The sequence below is a fragment of the Thiosocius teredinicola genome, from assembly GCF_002009425.1.
GTDB classification, from domain to species: Bacteria; Pseudomonadota; Gammaproteobacteria; order Chromatiales; family Chromatiaceae; genus Thiosocius; species Thiosocius teredinicola.
Genome location: NZ_CP019936.1, coordinates 1,691,981 through 1,712,966, shown reverse-complemented (window position 1 = coordinate 1,712,966; position 20,986 = coordinate 1,691,981). Strand labels below are relative to the sequence as shown.

The 20,986-nt window shown below is 61.0% G+C and carries 12 protein-coding genes and 1 pseudogene; 9 read left to right on the top strand and 4 right to left on the bottom strand.

The genetic code is table 11. The annotated features are described in order from the left end of the window. Positions 1–166: 166 nt before the first annotated feature. From B1781_RS08295 to B1781_RS08275, 5 genes are read left to right on the top strand one after another with little or no spacing between them, the layout of a single operon-like run. Positions 167–1,579 carry a TolC family protein gene (locus B1781_RS08295; RefSeq protein WP_334223921.1) on the top strand — a complete coding sequence of 471 codons (1,413 nt, stop codon included), beginning with the start codon at positions 167–169 and terminating at the stop codon, positions 1,577–1,579. After that, positions 1,576–2,799, top strand: coding sequence for an efflux RND transporter periplasmic adaptor subunit (locus B1781_RS08290; RefSeq protein WP_078119217.1), 1,224 nt, complete (start codon positions 1,576–1,578; stop codon positions 2,797–2,799). The genes B1781_RS08295 and B1781_RS08290 overlap by 4 nt, the downstream gene beginning before the upstream one ends. Further along, the gene (locus B1781_RS08285) at positions 2,792–5,950 is read left to right on the top strand and encodes an efflux RND transporter permease subunit (protein WP_078119216.1); all 3,159 of its coding nucleotides are present in this window, start codon (positions 2,792–2,794) and stop codon (positions 5,948–5,950) included. Before B1781_RS08290 ends, B1781_RS08285 begins: the two co-directional genes overlap by 8 nt. After that, positions 5,928–6,614 carry a response regulator transcription factor gene (locus tag B1781_RS08280; RefSeq protein WP_078119215.1) on the top strand — a complete coding sequence of 229 codons (687 nt, stop codon included), beginning with the start codon at positions 5,928–5,930 and terminating at the stop codon, positions 6,612–6,614. The genes B1781_RS08285 and B1781_RS08280 overlap by 23 nt, the downstream gene beginning before the upstream one ends. Next, positions 6,598–7,881 carry a sensor histidine kinase gene (locus B1781_RS08275; protein WP_078119214.1) on the top strand — a complete coding sequence of 428 codons (1,284 nt, stop codon included), beginning with the start codon at positions 6,598–6,600 and terminating at the stop codon, positions 7,879–7,881. Before B1781_RS08280 ends, B1781_RS08275 begins: the two co-directional genes overlap by 17 nt. A gap of 88 nt (positions 7,882–7,969) precedes the next feature. On the opposite strand, the gene B1781_RS08270 is transcribed toward B1781_RS08275, so the two are convergent. Beyond that, a complete protein-coding gene (locus B1781_RS08270) occupies positions 7,970–10,084 on the bottom strand; it encodes a catalase (RefSeq protein ID WP_078119213.1) in 2,115 nt (704 codons plus the stop codon). Positions 10,085–10,517: 433 nt separating this feature from the next. On the opposite strand from B1781_RS08270, the gene B1781_RS08265 reads away from it, so the two are divergent. The 3 genes from B1781_RS08265 to B1781_RS08255 all read left to right on the top strand — a co-directional run bounded on the left by B1781_RS08265 (position 10,518) and on the right by B1781_RS08255 (position 13,771). Beyond that, positions 10,518–10,859, top strand: coding sequence for a PRC-barrel domain-containing protein (locus B1781_RS08265; RefSeq protein WP_078119212.1), 342 nt, complete (start codon positions 10,518–10,520; stop codon positions 10,857–10,859). Between the two features lie 186 nt (positions 10,860–11,045). Further along, positions 11,046–11,759 carry a hypothetical protein gene (locus B1781_RS08260; RefSeq protein ID WP_078119211.1) on the top strand — a complete coding sequence of 238 codons (714 nt, stop codon included), beginning with the start codon at positions 11,046–11,048 and terminating at the stop codon, positions 11,757–11,759. 425 nt (positions 11,760–12,184) lie between these two features. Continuing rightward, positions 12,185–13,771 carry a c-type cytochrome gene (locus B1781_RS08255; RefSeq protein ID WP_078119210.1) on the top strand — a complete coding sequence of 529 codons (1,587 nt, stop codon included), beginning with the start codon at positions 12,185–12,187 and terminating at the stop codon, positions 13,769–13,771. A 91-nt stretch (positions 13,772–13,862) separates the two neighbouring features. On the opposite strand, the gene B1781_RS08250 is transcribed toward B1781_RS08255, so the two are convergent. Beyond that, entirely contained in the window at positions 13,863–16,427 is a 2,565-nt protein-coding gene (locus tag B1781_RS08250; RefSeq protein ID WP_334223920.1) for an HWE histidine kinase domain-containing protein, read from the bottom strand. 333 nt (positions 16,428–16,760) lie between these two features. Between B1781_RS08250 and B1781_RS08245 the strand changes: the two genes are divergently transcribed. Then, positions 16,761–17,366 carry a biliverdin-producing heme oxygenase gene (locus tag B1781_RS08245; protein WP_078119208.1) on the top strand — a complete coding sequence of 202 codons (606 nt, stop codon included), beginning with the start codon at positions 16,761–16,763 and terminating at the stop codon, positions 17,364–17,366. Between the two features lie 93 nt (positions 17,367–17,459). Here the strand turns inward: B1781_RS08245 and B1781_RS08240 are convergent, their stop codons facing one another. Together B1781_RS08240 and B1781_RS08235 are read right to left on the bottom strand one after the other, a co-directional pair. Beyond that, on the bottom strand, positions 17,460–19,760 hold the full coding sequence (locus B1781_RS08240) for a PKD domain-containing protein (RefSeq protein ID WP_078119207.1): 2,301 nt from the start codon (positions 19,758–19,760) through the stop codon (positions 17,460–17,462). A 398-nt stretch (positions 19,761–20,158) separates the two neighbouring features. Next, positions 20,159–20,605, bottom strand: a pseudogene (locus B1781_RS08235) (DUF6647 family protein); the annotation flags it as partial. Positions 20,606–20,986: the final 381 nt, after the last annotated feature.

The window sequence follows — 20,986 nt, the reverse complement described above, 5'->3', positions numbered from 1 at the left end:
CTCTTCTTCCACAAGGTTTCACCCGAAGCATAGCAGCGGATCCCCCTGTCTCCGCCGCCAGCTACCCGGCCCCGACTCCATGTGTACGACCCGGGTTCGGGCTGTTAACCGCCCGTTAACCACCGGGCGCATACAGTGAAATCACGACATTGGGCGGTTGGAAGACGTGGGCAACAAGACATCGACACTACGGGCGGCATCGACGGTACGCGGCATCGTCACCGCGTCGCTGTGTGCGCTCGCCCTGACCGCCTGTAGCAGCGGCGTGCCACGTACCGAATTCGCCGAACGCGCGACGCGTGAAGCGGGCAGCGTTACCGCGTGGTCAGCGTCGGAACCCGGTGAATCGCCGGGCTACATCGGTGATCTCATTGCATCGAGCAAACTCGACACCCTGGTGAGCGAGGCGTTGCAATCCAACCCCAGCCTGCAGCAAACCCTGTTGACGCTGCGCATCCGTCAGGCACAGCGGCGCCAGACCCATGGCGCACAACGCCCGACAATCGAGGCGGGTCTGAGTGGTGAACGCACCGAAGACAGCGACGATGCCTATACCGGCACCCTCAGCATCAGCTGGGAGATCGACCTGTGGTCCAAGCTCGCCGACGATACCGCCGCCGCCGACAAAGACGTCGCCCAGCAACGTGCGCTGTTCCAGGCTGCGCGCGATACGCTCGCCGCCGAGGTTATGACCAACTGGCTCAACCTGGTCGGCCAACAACGTGCCGTCGACATCCAGCGGCAGCGTCTCGAATCGCTGACACGCAACGAGCAGTTCATCGTCCAGCGCTACCGCAACGGCCTGGGCACCCTCGAGGATCTCGACAGTGCACGCACCTCGACCGCCAGCGCCCGCGCGACACTGGCGCAACAGCATGAAACCCTGGCTCAACTGCAACAAGCGTTGCGCGGCCTGCTCGGCCGAACCGATGCCAACGATGTCGAGATCAGCGAAGACTTTCCCAGCGTCGCAGTTCCCGCGGCCGGCCTGCCATCGCAAACGCTGCAGCGCCGACCCGATCTTCAGGCCGCCTATCACGCCATCGTGGCCGCCGATCTGCGCACGTCGGTCGCCTACAAAGAACTGCTGCCCAGTCTGAGCCTGACGGCCGCTCTGCAAGACGTCGCCGAAAACCCTCGCGCGGCGCTGCTGACCGATCCCGTCTGGTCGCTACTCGCGCAGTTGACCGCGCCGCTCTACAAAGGTGGCCAGCTGCGCGCGGCGGCCGAGGTCGCCGAACTTGAAACCGCGTACGCCTACCAGAGCTATCGCGACACGCTGCTGACGGCGGTCTCCGAAGTGAGCAACGCCTTGAGCAACGAGCACGCACTGGCACGCCGCTTGACCCATACCGAAACGGCGCTCGCCAGCGCACGCAACAACCTCGACCAATACCAGCGCAGCTATCGCGCCGGCCTGGTCGACATCCTCGACCTGCTTTCCGTGCAGCAGCAAACCTACGACCTGGAAGACCAGGTCAACACACTGCGTTACGAACGCCTGGCAAACCGTATCACCCTGGGGCTGGCGCTCGGCCTCGGTGTCGACCCAACCCTCAGCGGAGCTGACCCCGAATGACTCGACGTGGCACCCAATGGCTGACTCTGGCTATCGCACTCGCGATCTGCGTCGGCGTGGCCGGCTATCTGTTTCAACACCTGTCGCCACCCGGATCGGGACCGGCAGGTGCGCCGGCACAGGCGAAGCAACCACCAGCGTCGGCTGTGCCTGCCGAACAGCCACCATCGTCGACCGCACAGGCGATCGATGTTGCCACCGTGCGCGTCGCCCCGGCCAGCTACCAGGCACACGTGGCGGCGTTTGGCGAAGCGCAGGCCCACTATCAACTCAGCCTCAGCGCACAGGTGGCGGGAAAGATCACATCGCTCAACGAGGCATTTGCCAACGGCCGACGCATCGCCCAGGGCGAGTCGCTGCTGCAGATGGAAGACAGCAGCTACCGGGCAGCCGTGGCCAGCGCCGAGAAAGAGCTGGCCGACGCCAAGCTCGCCCTGCTCGAAGAACAGCGCCAGGGTGTGCAGGCCGAAACAGAATGGAAGGCCTCCGGACTCGGCGGCAAGCCCGACTCGGCATTGGTGCTGCGCAAACCGCAACTGGCCGCTGCGCAGGCCGCGGTGTCGACCGCACAGGCGGCGCTGCGCAGTGCGCGTCATGATCTGGAGCAGACACGAATGCTCGCCCCGTTCGATGCCCTGGTGGTCGAGCGCCTGGTATCTCCCGGCGGCTATGTGCAGGCCGGCACCGAGGTCGCCACGCTGTACAGTACCGACCGCATCGAGATCCGCATCGCGCTGTCGGCACGCGACTGGCAGAACCTGCCGGCCGACGATCAACTGACCGCGGGTGACTGGCCGGTTAGCCTGACCGATGTCGAGAACGGTCAACAATGGTCCGGCCGGGTGATACGTGTTGAGCAACACCTCGACGACACGACGCGGCAACGCGCATTGATCGTCGCGGTCGACCAACCGCTCGACCAAGAACCACCGCTGTTACCCGGCACCTTTGTCAGGGCGCAGGTCGCAGGCACCGAGCGCAATGACCTGTGGAAGCTGCCGGTCTCGGCATTGAGCCAACGCGGTGAGATCTGGTACATCACCGCATTCAACACCCTGGCCAAGATAGCGGCGACGCCGGTGTTCAGCGATACCGACAACATCTATATCGCCGTGCCGGAACAGCTCGAAACGATGCCGCAACAGGTGCTGGTGCATCCGCTGAATGGCTACCTCGAAGGCATGCAAATCAACCCGGTCGAAGAGCCGCACGATGAGTAGTGGACACCGCGGCGTGATCGCCTGGTTCGCCGCCAACCCAGTCGCCGCCAACCTATTGATGATCCTGGTCATCGTACTGGGCCTGATGCAGATGGGCAGCCTGCGCAAGGAGGCCTTCCCCAGCATGGAACCCGACCGGCTTACCGTGTCGGTGACCTACGACAGCGGCTCGGCGCAGCAGTCGGAAGAAGGCATCGCGATCAAGATTGAGGACCAGCTCGAAGGTGTCATCGGTATCGAGTCGATCACCAGCGAGTCGACCCGCAACGGCGCTACGGTGACGGTGGAGAAGCTGGCGGACTACGAACTCGACGATCTGCTGCGCGACGTGAAGGCCAAGGTCGACGCGATCTCGACCTTTCCCGCCGACGCCAAGAAACCGGTCATCGAAAAGGCCGAGCGCGAAGAGCACTCGATCTGGCTGCAGCTGTACGGCGCTGTGGGCCGCGATACCTTGCAGGCACTGGCGGATGATCTCAAGCGCGAGTTGCTCGCCGATACGTCGATCAGCCGGGTGAGCATCTCCGGCTGGCTCGACCCGATGATGGCGATCGAGATCGACGAGGGACGCCTGCAGGCCTATGGGCTGTCGCTGTCGGATGTCGAAGATGCAATCAACCAGGGCTCGTCGAACACCATGACCGCGGTGATGCGCAATCGCCAGCTCTACCTGCAACTGCAGGCGTCGGAGCAGGCCTACCGCAAACAAGAGTTCGCGCGCATCCCGCTGGTCACGACGGATGACGGTCGGCAAATCTTGCTGGGCGACGTCGCAGAGATTCGCGACACCTTTGACGACACCACCTCGGTGCTGTCGCGCTTCAACGGTGAAGACAGTATCGCAGTGCAGGTCATCACCGCCGGCCAGGACGATATCACCGAGTCGGTGGCCGCGGCGCATCGGGTCGTGGAGAGTTGGCTGGAGCAAGGCAAGCTACCGCACGGCGTGGAACTGGCGAGCTGGTACGATCGCAGCACCGCCATCAACGATCGACTGAACCTGCTCGTACGCAACGCCTTGAGCGGCATACTCTGGGTGTTCCTGTTACTGGCGGTGTTTCTCAACCTGCGCGTCGCCATCTGGGTGGCCGCCGGCCTGCCGTTCATCTTCTTCGGCACCCTGTACTTCATGGGTGACAGCTTTCTCGGCCTGTCGCTCAACGAGTTCACGACCTTCGGCTTCATCCTCGCCCTCGGCATCGTGGTCGACGACGCGGTAGTGGTCGGCGAGAGCGTCTACAGCGTGCGGCGCGCCGAAGGCGACACCCTGACCAGCACCGTCAAGGGCACGATGCGCGTGGCGATCCCCACGTTGTTCGGCGTGTTCACCACGGTGGCAGCCTTCTGGGCGCTGTCGCAGACCAGCGGACGCCTGGGTGAACTGTATGCCCAGTTCGCAGCCATCGTCGCGGTGTGTCTGGTGCTGTCGATCGTCGAATCCAAGTTGATCCTGCCCGCGCACCTGGCACATCTGAACACACACCGCAGCAATGGCAGCCGTGGCATCGTCGGCCTGTGGCAGAAGGTGCAACAAATCGCAGATCGTCTGTTCGAAACCTTCAGCGACAAGCTGTACCGCCCCGTCATCGATATCGCCCTGCATCATCGCTACGCAGTGACCTTGCTGTTCCTCGCAGTCTTCGGCTTGGTGGTATCGATGCCGATCACCGGTGCGCTACGCGTCAGCTTCTTTCCCGACATCCCCGGCGACACGGTCAGGGCCGAGCTGACGATGCGCAACGACGCCAGCTTCGGTCAGACGCATGATGCGCTGCGCCTGATCGAACAGCGGGCCTACGAGGCCGACCGTGCCCTGCGCGGCGAGGCAGCGAGCGGCATCGCGCACCTGCAGGTGTTGTCCGAGGCCGACCAATCGGGCCGGGTCACAATCGAGCTGGACAACCAGTCGGCCTACGACATTCGCACCTTCACCCAAAAGTGGCGCAGCCTGGCCGGCCTACCCGAGGGCGTGCGTTCGCTCGCGATCCAGAACTCGCCACGCATGGTCGATGCCGTGCGTGTTGAGCTGCGCGCCGACGACGACCAGGTGCTGACGCTGGCCGGCGAAGAACTCAAAGCGAAACTCACCGCGATGCCGGCGGTATTCGGCATCGAGGACAACCTCGAACCCGGGATGCCACGCATGCGCCTGGAACTGACCCAGCAGGGACGCTCCCTCGGCCTGACCACCGATGCGCTGGCGGCGCAGGTACTGCAGGCGTTCAGCGGTCAGATCGTGCAGCGCTACCAACGTGGCAGCGACGAAATCGAGGTCAAGGTGCGCTATCCCGAGAACCAACGGCAGAGCGCCGCCGACGTTCTAAATGCGCGCGTACGCACCACCGATGGTACCGTAGTGCCGTTATCGAGCGTGGCAACCGTCAGTTTCGGCTATGCACGCGACAGCATCAGCCGCATCGACGGCAAACGGGCGGCCTATGTGTCGGCCGACGTCGACAAGGAACAGCTCTCGGCCACCGAGCTGGTCGCGCAGTTGAAAAGCTCGGTCGCACCGCAGCTTGAACGCCAGTTCCCCGGCCTGGGTATCCACTTTGCCGGCGAGGCCGAGCAGCAGGCCGAAACGCAGACATCGATGACGCACATGTTCATGCTCGCCTTGCTCGTCATTTACCTGCTGCTGGCGATACCGCTGAAGTCGTACTCCCAACCGGTGTTGATCATGACCGCGATCCCGTTCGGCATCGTCGGCGCAATTCTCGGTCATTGGCTGAACGACCTGTCGCTCGGCATCCTGTCGTTGAACGGTATCATCGCGCTGAGCGGCGTCGTGGTGAACGACAGCCTGCTGCTGGTGGCGCGCTTCAACGAACACAAGCCGGACGCCGCTCATCTGCACCAGGCGATCAGCCGCGCCTGCCGCGAGCGTCTGCGTCCGGTGTTGCTCACGTCGTTCACCACCTTCGCCGGCCTGATGCCGCTGCTTGGAGAGACCTCGCGCCAGGCCCAGTTCCTGATTCCGGCCGCCGTATCGGTCGCCTACGGGATCATGTTTGCTACAGTGATCACATTGATCCTGATACCGGCATTGTTGCTGATCCAGCACGACATCGCCGACCTGCTGAAGCGGATCAAAAACGCCTTGTTCACCGCGGAGAAAACGGCTCGCCATGCTGAACGCACTTCTGGTTGAGGACGACCTCGATCTTGCGCAAACAATCGTGCAGTACCTCGAGCTCGAACAGATACGCTGCGACCACGCCAGCAACGGCGTTGCCGGGCTCAACCTCGCACAGCAGGCGCGTTACGATGTGTTGTTGCTCGATCTGAACCTGCCGCGTCTCGATGGGCTCAGCGTCTGCGAGCGCCTGCGCGCCGACGGTGACGACACCCCGGTACTGATGCTGACCGCCCGCGACCGTCTGGAAGACAAGATCGACGGCTTCCGCGCAGGCACCGATGACTACCTGGTCAAGCCGTTCGAACTCCAGGAGCTCGTTGTTCGGGTGCATGCGCTGGCACGACGTCGCAGCGGCCAGGTGCATGTGTTGCGCTGTGCCGACCTCGTCATGAACCTCAGCGAAAAGACGGTGGCACGGGCCGACCAATTGATCCACTTGTCGCCGACCGGGTGGCGACTGCTCGAGGTATTGCTACGCGCCTCGCCAAACACCGTCAGCCGTCAAACCTTGGAAGACGCCGTTTGGGGTGACGAACCACCCGACAGCAACAGCCTCAAGGTGCATATCTTCAACCTGCGCAAAGCGGTCGACGGTTCTGCGGGGCCGCGCCTTGTGCACACGATCGCGGGTCACGGTTTTGCCGTGCGGAGCGAAAACGATGAAACGCCAGATTAGCCTACGTTGGTTCATCGCGCTGGCGGTACTGGCGCTCGGTATCGTGCTGGTCATCGGCTACTCGGTGCTGACGGCTCAGTATTTCATGCGCGGCATGGACAACATCATCGCCGCCAATATGGAAGCGGCCGTCAACAGCTTCGTCGAATCAACGCCCTCCGCCGACTACAGCGAAAGCAACAGTTTCGACGGCTATACCATCAGCAACCGCTGGGATCAGCTGCCCGATGCCGTCCGCGACAGCTTCGGCGAACCACCTACCCGCGTCGGTTTTCTGCAAAAGCACGATGCGTCGGGCTTCATGCAGCGCCCGGATGCCATTCACTTCCTGATGCGGTTTCGCGTAAACGGCGACGAATTGCTGATCTCGCGCACCTTCACCCGCGAAAACGCCTCGCGCCTCGTGGGTCGCAACATCGCGCGCAACATGAAGGCGCTGTTGATGATCAGCGCCGCCAGCGCCCTGGCGTTCGCCGTGATCATCTGGTTGTTGATGAAGCGCGTATCACGCCCAGCTGCCGAGCTCGGCAGCTGGGCGCAGGCACTCGACGCGCACAACATCACCAAACCCGTGCCCGACTTTGCCTATCCTGAGCTCAACCGGCTGGCGCAGCTGATCAAGAACAGCGTGTCGTCGGTGCAGCAATCGGTCGAACGCGAGCACCGTTTTCTGCGCCATGCCAGTCATGAACTGCGCACACCGATCAGCGTTATCCGCAGCAACGTCGAACTGATCCGCAAACTGCAACTCGATCACAAGCACCTGCCGGACAAGTCGCAGCAGAAGGCCTATGACCGTATCGATCGGGCCAGCCAGACCATGCAGCATCTCACCGAGACCCTGCTGTGGCTGAGCCGCGATGAGCTCGAAACGCTGCCGACCCAGATGGTGTCGATCGGCGACCTCATCAAACAGCTGGTCGACGACAATCGCTACCTGCTCGCCGACAAGCATGTCGAGGTCGAATTGCAGACCGACCAGAGTATCGCCGAACTACCCGATACCGCCGCACGCATCGTGCTCGGCAACCTGATCCGCAACGCCTTCCAGCACACCTGGGAGGGCCAGGTGAAGATCACCCAGCGGCGTAGCGAGGTGCGCATCGAAAATCGGCAGGCCGACACACATGACAACGGCAATGGCGAGGCCACCGGTTTCGGTCTGGGCCTGCAGTTGACCGCTCAGCTCAGCGAGCGGCTGATGTGGCCCTACCGCAACCAACCGGTTGGTGGTGGCCGGGTGGTTGAGATCACCCTGGCCAACTGATCGTCACCACCCTGCCCTACCAAGGGCGTCCACTGGACCGGCCCAAACTACCGTTCGACCCCGGCAATGCTCTCTTGTCGCGGATCATCTAGCGCGCCCAACAACGCAATTCGCCGCAGGCCTCGATGAAGCCGGATGCACTTTTGCCGGTCGACAACTCCACAATGCCCGCGTCATCAAGGGACCCATTCAGCAAACATGCCTCGACCAACTCACGTGCCTGTTTGCTATAGGCCACGAACTTTTTGTGGGAAATCGCATCGGCGATGAACTGGCGTGCGGCGTTTTCAATCAACAGGTCATCCGCCCCTTTCTCGGAAACGATAATCGCAACCGCATCAAACAGCACCGACGGTGCACCCTCGAGGATCTCATCCGCGGCGTGTCGCTGCCCCTGGTCGTCTTCGATGCCGTCGGCGACCGGCGCCACCAGGGTGATGTTGGCCCTTTCCTTCTTTGCGGCCTTGCGCAAGGCGGCCAACAGTTTGCCGTCGAATCCCTCGGTCACAAGCACGCCCAGCTTGCGGCCGGCAAAGGTCTGCGGTGGATTCTTCAGCATGCTGAGCGCATCGGATACAGGCAGGTCCTTGATCGGTGCACGCGCCGCTGTTGCCGGTTTCGGCAACTGGGCGATACCGAGCCCCTCGGCGACGCCTTCCGCCAGGCCCTTGTCGATGTTGAGTAGGTGAGCGACCACACGTACCCGAATATTGGGTTCTTTCACCTTGCTCAGTTCAAAGACCAACGCGTCGCGCATGTGCTCACGTTCGACATCGGCCTGACTGACGTAGAACTGACGCGCCTGACTGTAGTGATCGGCAAAGGTTTCCGATCGGTACTTGCCTTTCTCACCGCTTTCCTCGGCAGGGTACGAGGTAAAACCATCGCTCGACGCACGTGGTCCGCCGTCGCTACCCCACGAGTTCGGCTCATAGTTCACCCGTCCTTTGGGATTGTTCATCGCCATGTGGCCATCTTGTTGAAAGTGATGGAACGGGCACTTCGGTGCATTGATCGGGATATGGGTGAAGTTCGGTCCGCCCAGGCGTTTGACCTGGGTGTCCAGGTACGAGAAGTTGCGCCCCTGCAACAGCGGATCGTTGGTGAAATCGATACCGGGCACGATGTTCTGCGTGCAGAAGGCGACCTGCTCCGTCTCGGCAAAGAAGTTGTCCACCACCCGATCGAGCACCAGCCTGCCGACGATCCTGATCGGCACCTGTTCCTCGGGTATCAGCTTGGTGGCATCGAGCACATCGAATTCGAACTTGTCGGCGAACTTGTCATCGAACACTTGCAGCCCGAGTTCCCATTCGACCTTATCGCCCGCGACCAGCGTGTCCCACAGGTCGCGACGATGAAAGTCCGGGTCGGCGCCGTTGATCTTGACCGCCTCGTCCCAGGTTACCGATTGCATACCCAACTTCGGTTTCCAATGAAACTTGACGAAGCGTGACTGTCCCTTGGCGTTGACCAGGCGGAAGGTGTGTACACCAAAGCCTTCCATGAAACGGAACGAGCGCGGTATCGCGCGGTCGGACATGATCCACATGACCATATGCATGGCTTCGGGGGTCAGCGAGATGAAATCCCAGAAGTTGTCGTGCGCCGTCTGCGCCTGCGGGAAACCGCGGTCGGGTTCATCTTTGGCGGAGTGGATCAGGTCGGGAAACTTCATTGCATCCTGAATGAAGAACACCGGGATATTGTTGCCGACGATGTCCCAGTTGCCTTGCTTGGTATACAGCTTCACGGCGAAACCACGAACGTCGCGTGCCAGGTCGACCGAACCCTTGTTGCCGGCCACAGTCGAAAACCGGACGAACGCCGGTGTCTTATCGCCCTTGCGCTGGAAGATGTCGGCGCTGGTGAGGTCGGCAAGCGACTCATAGGTTTCGAAGTAGCCGTGTGCCCCGTAGCCACGCGCGTGCACCACCCTCTCGGGGATACGTTCGTGATCGAAGTGGAAGATCTTTTCGCGGAAGTGAAAGTCTTCCAGCAAGGTCGGGCCGCGCTGGCCGACCTTCAACGAGTTCTGGTTGTCGCTGACGGGTACGCCCTGTTGGGTGGTCAGCGTCTCGCCATTGCCCTGATCGGGCGCCTGTTGAATCTCGCCACCGCTGCCGATCGGCGTTTCGATGTCGGCGATCACTGTTTTAGCGGTCGATGATTTGCGTTTTCGTGTGCCGGATTTCGTTGCCATGTGGTGCCCCGTGTTCTCTGTCGATGTGTTCACTGAATACGACGCCGATCGGCGTTTCGGAGCGTTAGGGCAAGCCATATGCCAATGTGCCAAAGCACGATCGGACGGCGTTAAAGCGGGCGTGCCGACGTCGCGAAACCGGGTGCGAGGTGCTAATCGACCACCGCTCGTCTGTATTCAGCCACCCATCGGGAGCGACCCGCCGCCGGGGCTTTCAGAGTTGTTCGATGGTCGACGATAAGCCGACACACGCCGCCGCCTGTGGTTTGTACATCCCCTATCGGCGGCACAGCGCCTTGCTGGCCAGGGCTGGCACGGTTAGTGCTGAACTCGGAGCAGCATGGTCGCGTTCCGCGTGGGCGGCGACCAGGGTCGAAACGGGTATTTCAGTCGCTGGTTCCCGTATCTTTGTTAGAGGCGAGTCGGAGGAGTTATGAACATTTCGGCACGAGCGTTTATCGGTGGCTATGTTAAGAACCTGGAAGGCGAAAATCTCGGCAACGTCGAAGAGGTCATGATCGACACGGATACCGGACTGGTCTCCTACGCCTTGTTGGACATGAGTCAGTTCCTGGGCGTCAGCGAGAAGCTGTTTCCTGTGCCCTGGAACGCATTCCACCTGGATGGCGAGAGCAACGGTCTGCTTCTGGATATCGACCGCGCGAGGTTGACGTTGGCCGAAGGGTTCGAAAAAGATGACTGGCCGGATTTCACCGACCGGGACTACGAGATGAAAATTTACGACACCTATCGCACCCGGCCCTACTGGCAATAACATTTTTGTATCCGTCGTGGAAATCGCAACGATCCGGAGATCGGGTTACCGGATCGTCTGCAGACAGGAGGCCGGAGCCGATTCATCTGTGAACTGTAGGGCGACTCTCGACATTGGACCTGCACTCAACGCGAAGCTCCGGGGTCGACCCTGGCGGACGAGGCTGGCGAAGTTCGGCACGAGATTATGGAAAAACAGAACCGCAAAAATGAAGAAGCCGACACATCGGCAAATATCGCTTCTCTGATGGAGCGTTACGGCGAACTCGTGCAATGGGAGGCCGTCGACGAATGGGAAGATGTGGTGAAATACATCATCCACAAATCGCGCAACAACTATGCGGCGCTGGCGGCTGTGTGCAACAACTTGCTTAGCGAGACGACCGACGCCGACGTTGCCGAGCGCCTGAAGCTGTTCAAGGAACAGATCGATGTCGGCCTCGCAACGCTACAACCGATCAGTGCGAAGATCAGCCAGCCGCTGGAACATGCCACGACCTTCAACCTGGACGAGACCGTTGTCCAACTGTGTGAGATCGTCAACCAGCGCTACGCCACCGCTTGGGCCTGCAGCTGCACGGCAGACGATCAGGCGCCGGTTACCCTGCCCCGCAAACAAGTGATGCGCACGATCTACCAGATCCTCGTCCATGTGACGGAGTTGTTCGAGGCCGGCGTACCCAGCCCGGCGACTGTCTGCGTCGAAACAGTCAGCGGAGGCGTTCAGTTGCAACTACCGCAGATCCGGCTCGACACCAATGCTGCCAGCGACTCGGCAGCCGAGCGCCTGCGCGACGGCCTGGGCAAGGCGACCACCCTGACGCGCCTGCTCGATGGCAAGCTCGAGGTTCATACACCGGACGCCTCTCACCTGTCGGTCAGTTTGTTCCTGCCGACCTGACCGACCCAACGTTTGACGATTCGCCCGCGACAGGCGAGCGGCGAGCGACGTTCATCGGCGATCGCACTGGCCTTTAATCGCTACTTAACTGGTGCAGTTGCGCCAGACCGGCTGGTTGAATTCAACCGGGCAAAAGACATCCCGCGGCACCGCGCCTCGTTAGTCCGTGCCAATTTGCGAAGGTGCATGTGGCATGCAGCTTGCCACCTCTCTTACAACACGGTACGCAGTTTCGATCGCACAGGCGTCTGAAGGCTGCCATCGCTGCCGGACCAGACCCAAGGAAAGTAGGAGTTCCCTACCCTCGGCCATTTACCGGCGAATCAATAGACCGACCGCGCGTTCGAGCAGACGGTTCGACGCGCAGCCGAAGACATCCGCGAAGAACTGGTTGCCAACAAACGCAGTACACAGGAAGGCAAGATATGCACAACGTCAATCGCTATCAATGCAGAGCCTTGATTTTCACGGCCGGGCTGCTGGCCTGGCTGACCGCAGGCGCGACGCCTGCCCTCGCCGACCAAGACGTCGGCGAGCAATTGGCCAAGAAAGGAAACAGCAACGGTGCGGCAGCCTGCATAGGCTGCCACGGCAGCGACGGACAAGGCATGGCCGCCGGCGGTTTCCCACGACTCGCCGGCATGAATGCCGACTACCTCGTCTCGCAGTTGCACGCCTTCCGCGACGGTACGCGCAACAACCCGATCATGACGCCTATCGCCACCAACCTTGCAGACAGTGAAATTAATGCGGTTGCCCGCTACTACTCTCTGCTGCCGGCTGCATCCGGGTCTGGTCCAAAGGCCAGCCCGCTCGAGGGCGACCTGCTGCAACGCGCCAACCACCTCGCCACCTGGGGAGACTGGCCGCAACGTAAGCTACCGGGATGCAACCAATGCCATGCCCCATCGGGTGAGGGTGTCGGCGCAAACTTTCCCGGCATCGCCGGTCAGCACGCAAGCTACCTCAAAGCACAGCTCAAGGCATGGCAGTCAGGTGCCCGACGCAACGATCCGCTCGGCCTGATGAAACACGTCGCCACCTCGCTCAGCGAGGAAGAGATCGATCTGCTGGCGACCTACTATGCATCGATGCCGCCAGGCAAAACGATAGCCGCCGACAACCTGGTGCAGGCACCTCCCAAGCAGCCAGTTGCGGGCACAACGCCGGCACCCGACGCGGGTCAGCAGGCGACGTTTACGCCTCCATCCCGCGAACAGTTCCCGGTGGGGCCGTTCGGCGACATGGTTCGCCAGGGTGAGGCCATCTTCACCCAGACCAATACCGATCCCGTATCCGCGCCCTATGTCGGAAACGATCAGGCGTGCACTAACTGCCACCTGGATGCCGGTCGGTTGGCCGACTCCTCTCCCCTCTGGGCTGCCTGGGTATCCTATCCGGCGTACCGCAAAAAGAACGACAAGGTGAATACCTACATCGAACGGCTGCAGGGTTGCTTCACGTACTCGATGAATGCACAGGCATCAAAGGCCGGCAAGCCCCCCGCTGCGGACAGCGATACGATCGTTGCGCTGACTGCATACAGCTATTGGCTTGCAAGCGGGGCACCGACCGGAGACAGCGATATGGCGGGGCGCGGCTACCCCGAGGTCGCAGCTACCGAGAAAGGATTCGATGCGCAGCGCGGGGCCAAGGTGTTTGCCGACAATTGCGCCATGTGTCACGGCAAGGATGGTCAAGGCGTCAGGGATGCCGAGGGGTCGGCGATCTTCCCACCGTTATGGGGCGAACATGGGTATAACTGGGGGGCCGGCATGCATCGCATCAACACCGCCACCGCGTTCATCAAACACAACATGCCTTTAGGCGTCGGCGGGCTGAGCGACCAGGAAGCCTGGGACGTTGCCGCGTTCATGAACAGTCACGAACGACCGCAAGACCCACGCTATGACGGCGACTTCGAAGAAACGGTCAAACAGCACCACGGCGGCGAGTACGACTACTATGGTGTGGATGTTGGCAAGTCGGGGAAACGCCTGGGCCAACCCTAGAAGCAAAATGCAGATGGACGATGCAACAGATCGCAGGCGCGACCGGGCCGGGTGCCGGAGGTCGCGTGCCGACCGGCTAACGCCAGGCAGCTCAGGAAGACAATTTCGCCAACACCTCGCGCAATGCTTCTTCCTGGCACGGCTTGGTGATCATCTGTACGCCGGGAAAGGTCTTCTGCAAGGTGGCAACATCGCCATAGCCGGTCGCGAACGCGAATGGGATGGACGCCTGCTGCAAACGGGTGGCGATCGGCTCGCTGCTTTCTGATCCGAGATTGACGTCGAGCACGGCGACGTCGATCGGTTTCTCGTCTAGCACCCGGTCGGCGTCGATCACGCCGGCCGCCACCGTTACGTTGGGTACGCCCAGGCGCTTCAATAACGCTTCCATGTCCATCGCGATGATGAAATTGTCTTCGACCACCAAGGCGTGCTGAAACGCAGATTGTGATGACATTGGTTCGTCCGTTGTTGTCTCGTCCACGGTTACCGACTCGCTGCCGTCAGTCGAAATGAAGGCGGCCGGGATCACGAAGTCGGCTTCGACACCGGCAAGTCTGTAATGAAGTGCAGCCTCGCCTTTCAGTTCGAACGGAATGGAGCGCTCGATGATCGCGCTGCCGAACCCGCGTCGCTTCGGCGCCTGCACGGGCGGACCGCCGGTCTCTATCCAATGCATGGAAAGGTCGCCGTTGCCTTTCGTGTCGAGTTCGACCGTCACGGTGCCGCGCGAATCCGCCAGTGCGCCGTACTTCGCCGAGTTCGTGGTCAGCTCATGGATGACCAGCGCCATCGTTGTCGCGGCGACCGGCGCCAACATCACGTCGTTGCCTTTGACAACCACGCGCTCCGCCTTGCTGGCGATATAGGCTTTGACCTCGGTATCGATCAGTCGGGTCAGCGACGCGGGCGACCAGTTCTGCTGTGTGATCTGATCGTGGGCGCGCGCCAGCGCATGTATCCGCCCGCCGACAACGTCGGTGAAATCGGCGACCGAGCGTGAATCGGCGCTGCTCTGCGTGACCAGGCCGCGAATCAGGTTGAGGATGTTGCGCACGCGGTGGTTCAGTTCCGCGATCAACAGTTCCTGGCGCTCCTGAGCCCGCGCGCGGTCGCTCGCTGCAACATCGGCCATGCGCAGGATCACCTCGAGCAGAGTGACCCGTACCGATTCGGCGGCCTCGCACTCGATATCGCTCCATGGCTTGGACCTGCCGCGCACCGTCTGTTGCCACAGTTCGAAACTCTTGCGCGGGGTGAGGCGCTCACCTTGCGAGTCTGCAACCAATGGCTTGGTCGGGTCACCCGCCCACGCAACCGTGCTGACGAATTCCTTTCTGAAGAACATCATGTAGTCGCGCGGCGTACGCGACACCGGCAAGGCCAACAAGCCCGATGCCGTCGCGGCATAGTGCTCGGCCGGTGGGAACACGTCGCCGAGGCAGTCCGTTTTATAGATGGTGCTGCAGCCGGCCGTGTTCAGAAAACGCACAACCTTCTTGATGTCTTCTTCCGCCGGCGTGTCCCCTTCGGCCAGCAACTGACCATCGATATAGCCTGCCACGCCGTCGCATTCGATGACCGTCTGCAGGCTACTGGCCAGACGGGGAAACTTAGCGGCCAAACCGGATTCGTCGGCGAGCTCCGACATCAGCCGATGATGCAGCGCCTGCGCCTTGCCCGAACCAAGGCTTCGAATCTCGCCCTCCAGTTGATCCAGCACGAAGCCGAAGATCTGGCCATACAACTCGGCGCCGGTACGTATCCGATAAGGCAGCACCCTGGACGATTCGTGGTGACAGGCGAACAGGCCCCACAACTTGCCGCGTTTGAGTATCGAGATCGACAGCGACGCATGCACGCCCATGTTCTTCAGGTACTCGATGTGGATCGGCGAAACCGAGCGCAAACCGGACATCGACAGGTCCAGCGGTTTTCCGTCCGGGCTGAACTCGGGCACGATCGGTGAGCCGGGGTCGTCGACATCGCTGATGATGCGCAGCAGATTGCGACGGTAGAGGGTTCGAGCCTGCTGTGGAATGTCCGACGCGGGGAAATGCAGTCCGAGGTAAGACGTCGCAGACGCATGGCGCTCTTCGGCAACCACCTCGCCGCTGCCGTCGGCAGCGAAGCGATACACCATGACGCGATCGAACCCGGTGAGCTCGCGCACCTGCCGCGCCGCGGCGCGACACAGCGCCTCAACCGAGTCGCAGGACGGCAGCGCTGCCAGCATATTCCTCACATGCTGGTTGGTGTCGCTGTATTCCGCGGCTTCCCCGGCCTCGATATCGAGAATGATCCACGCGCCGGACACGTGCATCGCCAGATCATATGTTCTGTCGCTGCCGCTGAGCAGCTTCACACCGAACATCCGCGATACGGCATCTTCGGTATTCAACTCGCTGACGTGCTCGCGGAGCTCGGCAAACACCTCACCCGGTATCAAGCTACCGAAGGGCGTACCAACCAATGCGTCGGCGTCGAGACCGAGGTACTCGCGAACGTTGGTCGACGCGCGGCTGATGATCCAGTCGCTGGTGAGCGCGAGCAGGCAGCCGAAATGCTGAACCCGTCCGAGAAGATGGATGGGTTCGCGGTCGCAGGTGGAAAGATCACCGCGGGTCAACAGTTCGCCGGCTACGTTTTCGCTCAACGCACACTCCAAGTGCATTCCATGATTGATAGCGCCGCGAGATTAGCACAGACTATTTGGCGTTTCATGTTCTGGACAAGTAGATCTGGCGCCATGCCGAATATGCGATATCCACGCGCTCTGCACGCATGGCGCCACGTTGCCGTTGGAAATGAAAAAAACCCAAGCGTCACCGCAACACGGCGCCAAGTAAAATGACATTTTCGGCGAGTCGCCTGGGCGTTGCGTCGCGTTATACAGCCACACTATTCGCCTGTAGCGCAGTGAAAGACTAACCACTATTTACAATATGGAAAGTAACTTAGCACCGCAAAGCGGCACGCGATTCAACATATGTTATTGACGACCAGGCTCAAAACGGCGACCGGGCAGCTGCACCGTGCGGCAGAGCGGCATCCGTTTGTCTCGTCGATGCTGGGCGGCCGCTTGTCGAGCGCACAGTATGTACGCTATCTGCAGCAACTGTTGCCGGTCTACCAGACCCTCGACCGGCTGTCGCAAGAACACATTGCGCCAAAATTGGCGTCGTGGTCTGAGTGGGATCTGCCACGCGCCCAGGCGATCGCCAGCGATCTGATGCATTTCGGTCACACGCCGGCACCCGTCGATTCCGGCGCGACCTCAGCCTACGTAGAGCAGATTCGTGCCAGCGCCGACCGCTATCGCCTCGGCGTGGTCGCACATTTCTATACGCGTTACCTCGGCGATCTCGCCGGCGGGCAGATGATCGGTCGTGCCGTCGCCAGCGCCTTCGACTTACATGACGAGAACGGCGTGCGCTTTTATCGCTTCGCCGCGGCACAGGCGCAGCACCCGACAATGGTGCAGATCAAACAGGAACTGGATCGCCTGGCGTTGACCGCAACGCAGATCGATTTCCTCGAACACGAAGCACAACGCTCGTTCGAATCGAGTATCGCCTTGTTTGATTCGATTTGAGGATGCCGGCAGCCATACACCGGACAAACAGACGCCGACGACAAACCACGCGGGCTCGCCGTCGGCTCTGCTTGTGAATGCTCAGGCTATCGCTTACTTCGACTTGCCTGCGCTCTTACCACCACCATTGCCGGTCGCGGCTTCGACCGTCACGCTGATCGACGTGGTTGCTTTATTGCCCGCAGCATCGGTCGCTTGTGCGCTGATCGTGTGGCTGCCTGCAGCTACCCTGCGCAGGTTCCAGGTACATGACGCACTGGTCGTACCGGAACAACGTGCATTGCCGTCGACATAGATCACCACGCTGCTTACCTGGTCGTTGTCGGTCGCCGATGCCGACAACCTCACGCGCCGACTTACCGTGGCACCGTCGGCTGGCGATGTGATCGCGACCTCCGGGTCTTGGGTGTCGCCCACAGGCTCGCTGAGCGTGACGACCTTGGTAACCGTCGAGGTCGCGCCGCTGTCGTCAGTGACGGTCAGGCCGACCTTGTACCAGCCAGCCGCAGCGAAGCTATGCGTCGGGCTTTGCTGCGTCGACGACGATCCATCGCCAAAGCTCCACTGCCAGCTGGCAATGCTGCCGTCGCTGTCGCTCGACTGATCGCTGAAGCCACATCCGAGCCCATCGCAAGCGAAGGCAAACTCGGCTGTCGGTGGATTGTTCACCTGCGCGGTAACGTTCACCGTTTGTGAAACCGTGGCCGTCTCGCCGTCATCGTCGGTCACCGTCAGTTCGACCGCATAACTGCCCGCTGCATCGTAGCTATGGCTGGGATTGGTTGCGGTCGATGTCGTGCCGTCGCCAAAACGCCACTCGCGACTGACGAGCGTGCCGTCACTGTCGCTCGAGGTGTCGGTAAAAGAGCACGCCAGGTCCATGCAACCGTAGCCGAACTGTGCGGAAGGTGCCTGGTTGGCTACCGACCCCGCAGGCACCATGCCGCCGATGAAGTATTCACCGGCACTGCCGTAGTTGCTGTAGTTGTTGCTGCCTACACCACGCACCTCGAGGTAGTAGGTCCCTGCGTCGACGTTGGCTGCAATGTTGGCATAGGTGTCGGTGCCCGGGTCGGACGTCGCCACAACCTCCCCCGACGCATTCAACAGGCGGGCTTGGATGTCGAGGTTCGCGCCGCGCCGGTCGGTACGATAGAACGCGTCCCATGCCGGATTGATCGTCAGATCGATAGCCCCGTCCGGCACACTGAAGCCGAAGACATCGACGTCGCCGCTGTTTTCGACAACACCCTTGTTTTCAGGGTTCACATTGTGCGGATCGGCCTCCGGGTTGGAGACCTGCACGCTGCCGTCGGACTCGATAACTAATGGTGAAGCGTCGGCAAGTGTATCGCCGTGATCGTCGGCCGCTGACGACAGGTTGTTTTCAATGATCGCCAGATCGTCTTGCGTGTTGTTGGCATCGGCATACTCACCTTTGCTCCACTGGGTGACGTTCTGGTAGTAGCCGACACCCATGATCGGCGCCCACGAGGTCGCACCGCTGCCATGGCCGGTGTAGTAACCCTCACTGCTGGTACCGTCGTGCGACAGGCCGAGGTTGTGACCAAATTCGTGGCTGCTCGCCTCGGCGATATAGGTCGTCCCGTTGCCGAGGTTGTCGTGGTAGACCAGTGCCGGTGAATAGTAGGTGTAATTCGAGCGACCCCAAACACCAACATAGGCGACACCACCGGCGGTATCGTGCGGCATCGGGTTGCCGGAGGCATCGGTACGCGATGTGATCAGCACGCGACCGACATTGGGACCGAAGGCCGGCGGCTGTTCAGTGGTAACGTCGATATCGAATGCCGCCATGTCTTCTGCCACGCGGTGCCAGATCTCGGCAATGGCCGCACGTTCCGCTTCACTGAAGTTCGCCCGGTCACTGTCCAGACTGAACGCGCGCGCCGTGATCGTACCTGCACCCCACGCCGTATCGGTAAAGGAGTGACCGTTGAAATCGAGATAGACCACGTTCGGTGCGCCAGGCCGGCTGTGCAACGCGAAAGGCTCATCAACGGCCCAGGCATTCGCGCTGGCAAACGGCGTGTCGGACTCGCCCGCTGCCTGCTGCACGTCGCCGGGTACCGGCAGATTCTCGTCTACGTAAAAGACGCCGCCCTCTTCATCGACGTCGAGTGATTCAGCATCGGCGGCAGGGAACTCGAAACGATGCAACCACTCCATCGCTCTGTTGCGCGCGCGCGAAGGCATCGAATCCAGTCGATTACGCAGTCGGCCACGCGGCAGGTCGCCGCTGACAAAGGCATGACCGGCACCGAACATGCGATGTTTCCACGGCGCCCCACCATCGGTGGTATTCGGTGGCGCGGCATTGACGGATGCAGACAGCATCGCAGTAAGCAAAAAGGTCGAAAGACGACGATCCATAAACTCCACTCTCGATAAGGTAATGGGTATGCAAACACGCCTTGGTGCGACCTGCTCAACATCGCGTTGGACGCTCAAGGCTCTCTGACTCCCTGCACGTGGCAGCGCAGTTCAGCTTGCCAGCGTGTTGCCCAAGCTCAGCGTCGTCTGTTCAACAAAGTTGAACGACAAAAATCGACGATTGGAGGAAAGCGTGATGCAGGCACGCTGGAAAGTAAGGCGGGTACTCAAAAACGCTTTTTCTGCCTAGCAGCGCCTTTCCGGCCGCGAGGTTCGACAGTTGCTGTCGACTGGCAACAATGAGATCAAACGTTGCGATTGACGTTCAACGGTGGGCGCCGCCCATGCCACTTAACCGGATCGGCGCAAGGTGTATTCATCAGCGGGGCTGAGTTACCTCAGCTGGGCGTGCGTTCCTCGGCAACAATGTCGGCGGCCGGCTTGCAGCGCAGCATGGGCACGACCGAACCTGTCGGCGAATAGATGCCGTACTTTGCAAGATACTCGCGCTGAATCGCATACGCTTCACGCTCGGCCGCGATGCTGTGTTCGCAGGTTTGCGAGAGTGCGCCGGTCTTGCCCTGCACCCAGTGAACCAGTTCGTGCAGCAAGATCGATGTATGCAGCGTGTTGCGTTCGAGATCGAGCCGATCATCGACATAAACCACATCGCCGTCACCGGGGTACCACCCCAAGACCTTGCACTTGCGACCGTCGCAGGCCTGTTCTTCGAGCCAGGCGTGCGACACCTTGCTGACTTGCGGGCACCCCTCGACCTTCTCAAAATCGGACAAAGTAAAAACCCAAGATAGTAGTACTGCACACAGTTCCATAAACGGCCTCGCATCCTGAGTCGCTTCGACAACAGCCCGGCTACTACAATCGTCCTACACCCGTGCAGACCGGCGACCCAGTGTCATCTCTATATAAACAATCTACAACGCGCCCGGCCGTTGCGGAAATAAAGGTCGCACAAACCGGGGCGTCACAGACTTTGCAGGAAGCGTGCCGCGATGCGTTTGGACGCAATGTAATGCACTGATCGTTCACTTACCCCACACACATCCAACGAACAAGCCCAAGCCATAAAGCGCTTATTACCAAGGATTTACTGTGCGAAACGGCAGAATGACGGGCATTCGGCAATGAGTTTGTCTGTATTCTTCCGACAGTTGAAATGAGCAGCGAAAACGCGAGAAGCTGATCCACATCAGCGCCTTGAAGAA

Bases quoted from the DNA above. Each gene is read 5' to 3' on its own strand.
- B1781_RS08255 (WP_078119210.1), top strand. From the start codon at position 12,185: ATGCACAACGTCAATCGCTATCAATGCAGAGCCTTGATTTTCACGGCC.
- B1781_RS08285 (WP_078119216.1), top strand. From the start codon at position 2,792: ATGAGTAGTGGACACCGCGGCGTGATCGCCTGGTTCGCCGCCAACCCA.
- B1781_RS08290 (WP_078119217.1), top strand. From the start codon at position 1,576: ATGACTCGACGTGGCACCCAATGGCTGACTCTGGCTATCGCACTCGCG.
- B1781_RS08265 (WP_078119212.1), top strand. From the start codon at position 10,518: ATGAACATTTCGGCACGAGCGTTTATCGGTGGCTATGTTAAGAACCTG.
- B1781_RS08280 (WP_078119215.1), top strand. From the start codon at position 5,928: ATGCTGAACGCACTTCTGGTTGAGGACGACCTCGATCTTGCGCAAACA.
- B1781_RS08260 (WP_078119211.1), top strand. From the start codon at position 11,046: ATGGAAAAACAGAACCGCAAAAATGAAGAAGCCGACACATCGGCAAAT.
- B1781_RS08245 (WP_078119208.1), top strand. From the start codon at position 16,761: ATGTTATTGACGACCAGGCTCAAAACGGCGACCGGGCAGCTGCACCGT.
- B1781_RS08275 (WP_078119214.1), top strand. From the start codon at position 6,598: ATGAAACGCCAGATTAGCCTACGTTGGTTCATCGCGCTGGCGGTACTG.
- B1781_RS08270 (WP_078119213.1), bottom strand. From the start codon at position 10,084: ATGGCAACGAAATCCGGCACACGAAAACGCAAATCATCGACCGCTAAA.
- B1781_RS08240 (WP_078119207.1), bottom strand. From the start codon at position 19,760: ATGGATCGTCGTCTTTCGACCTTTTTGCTTACTGCGATGCTGTCTGCA.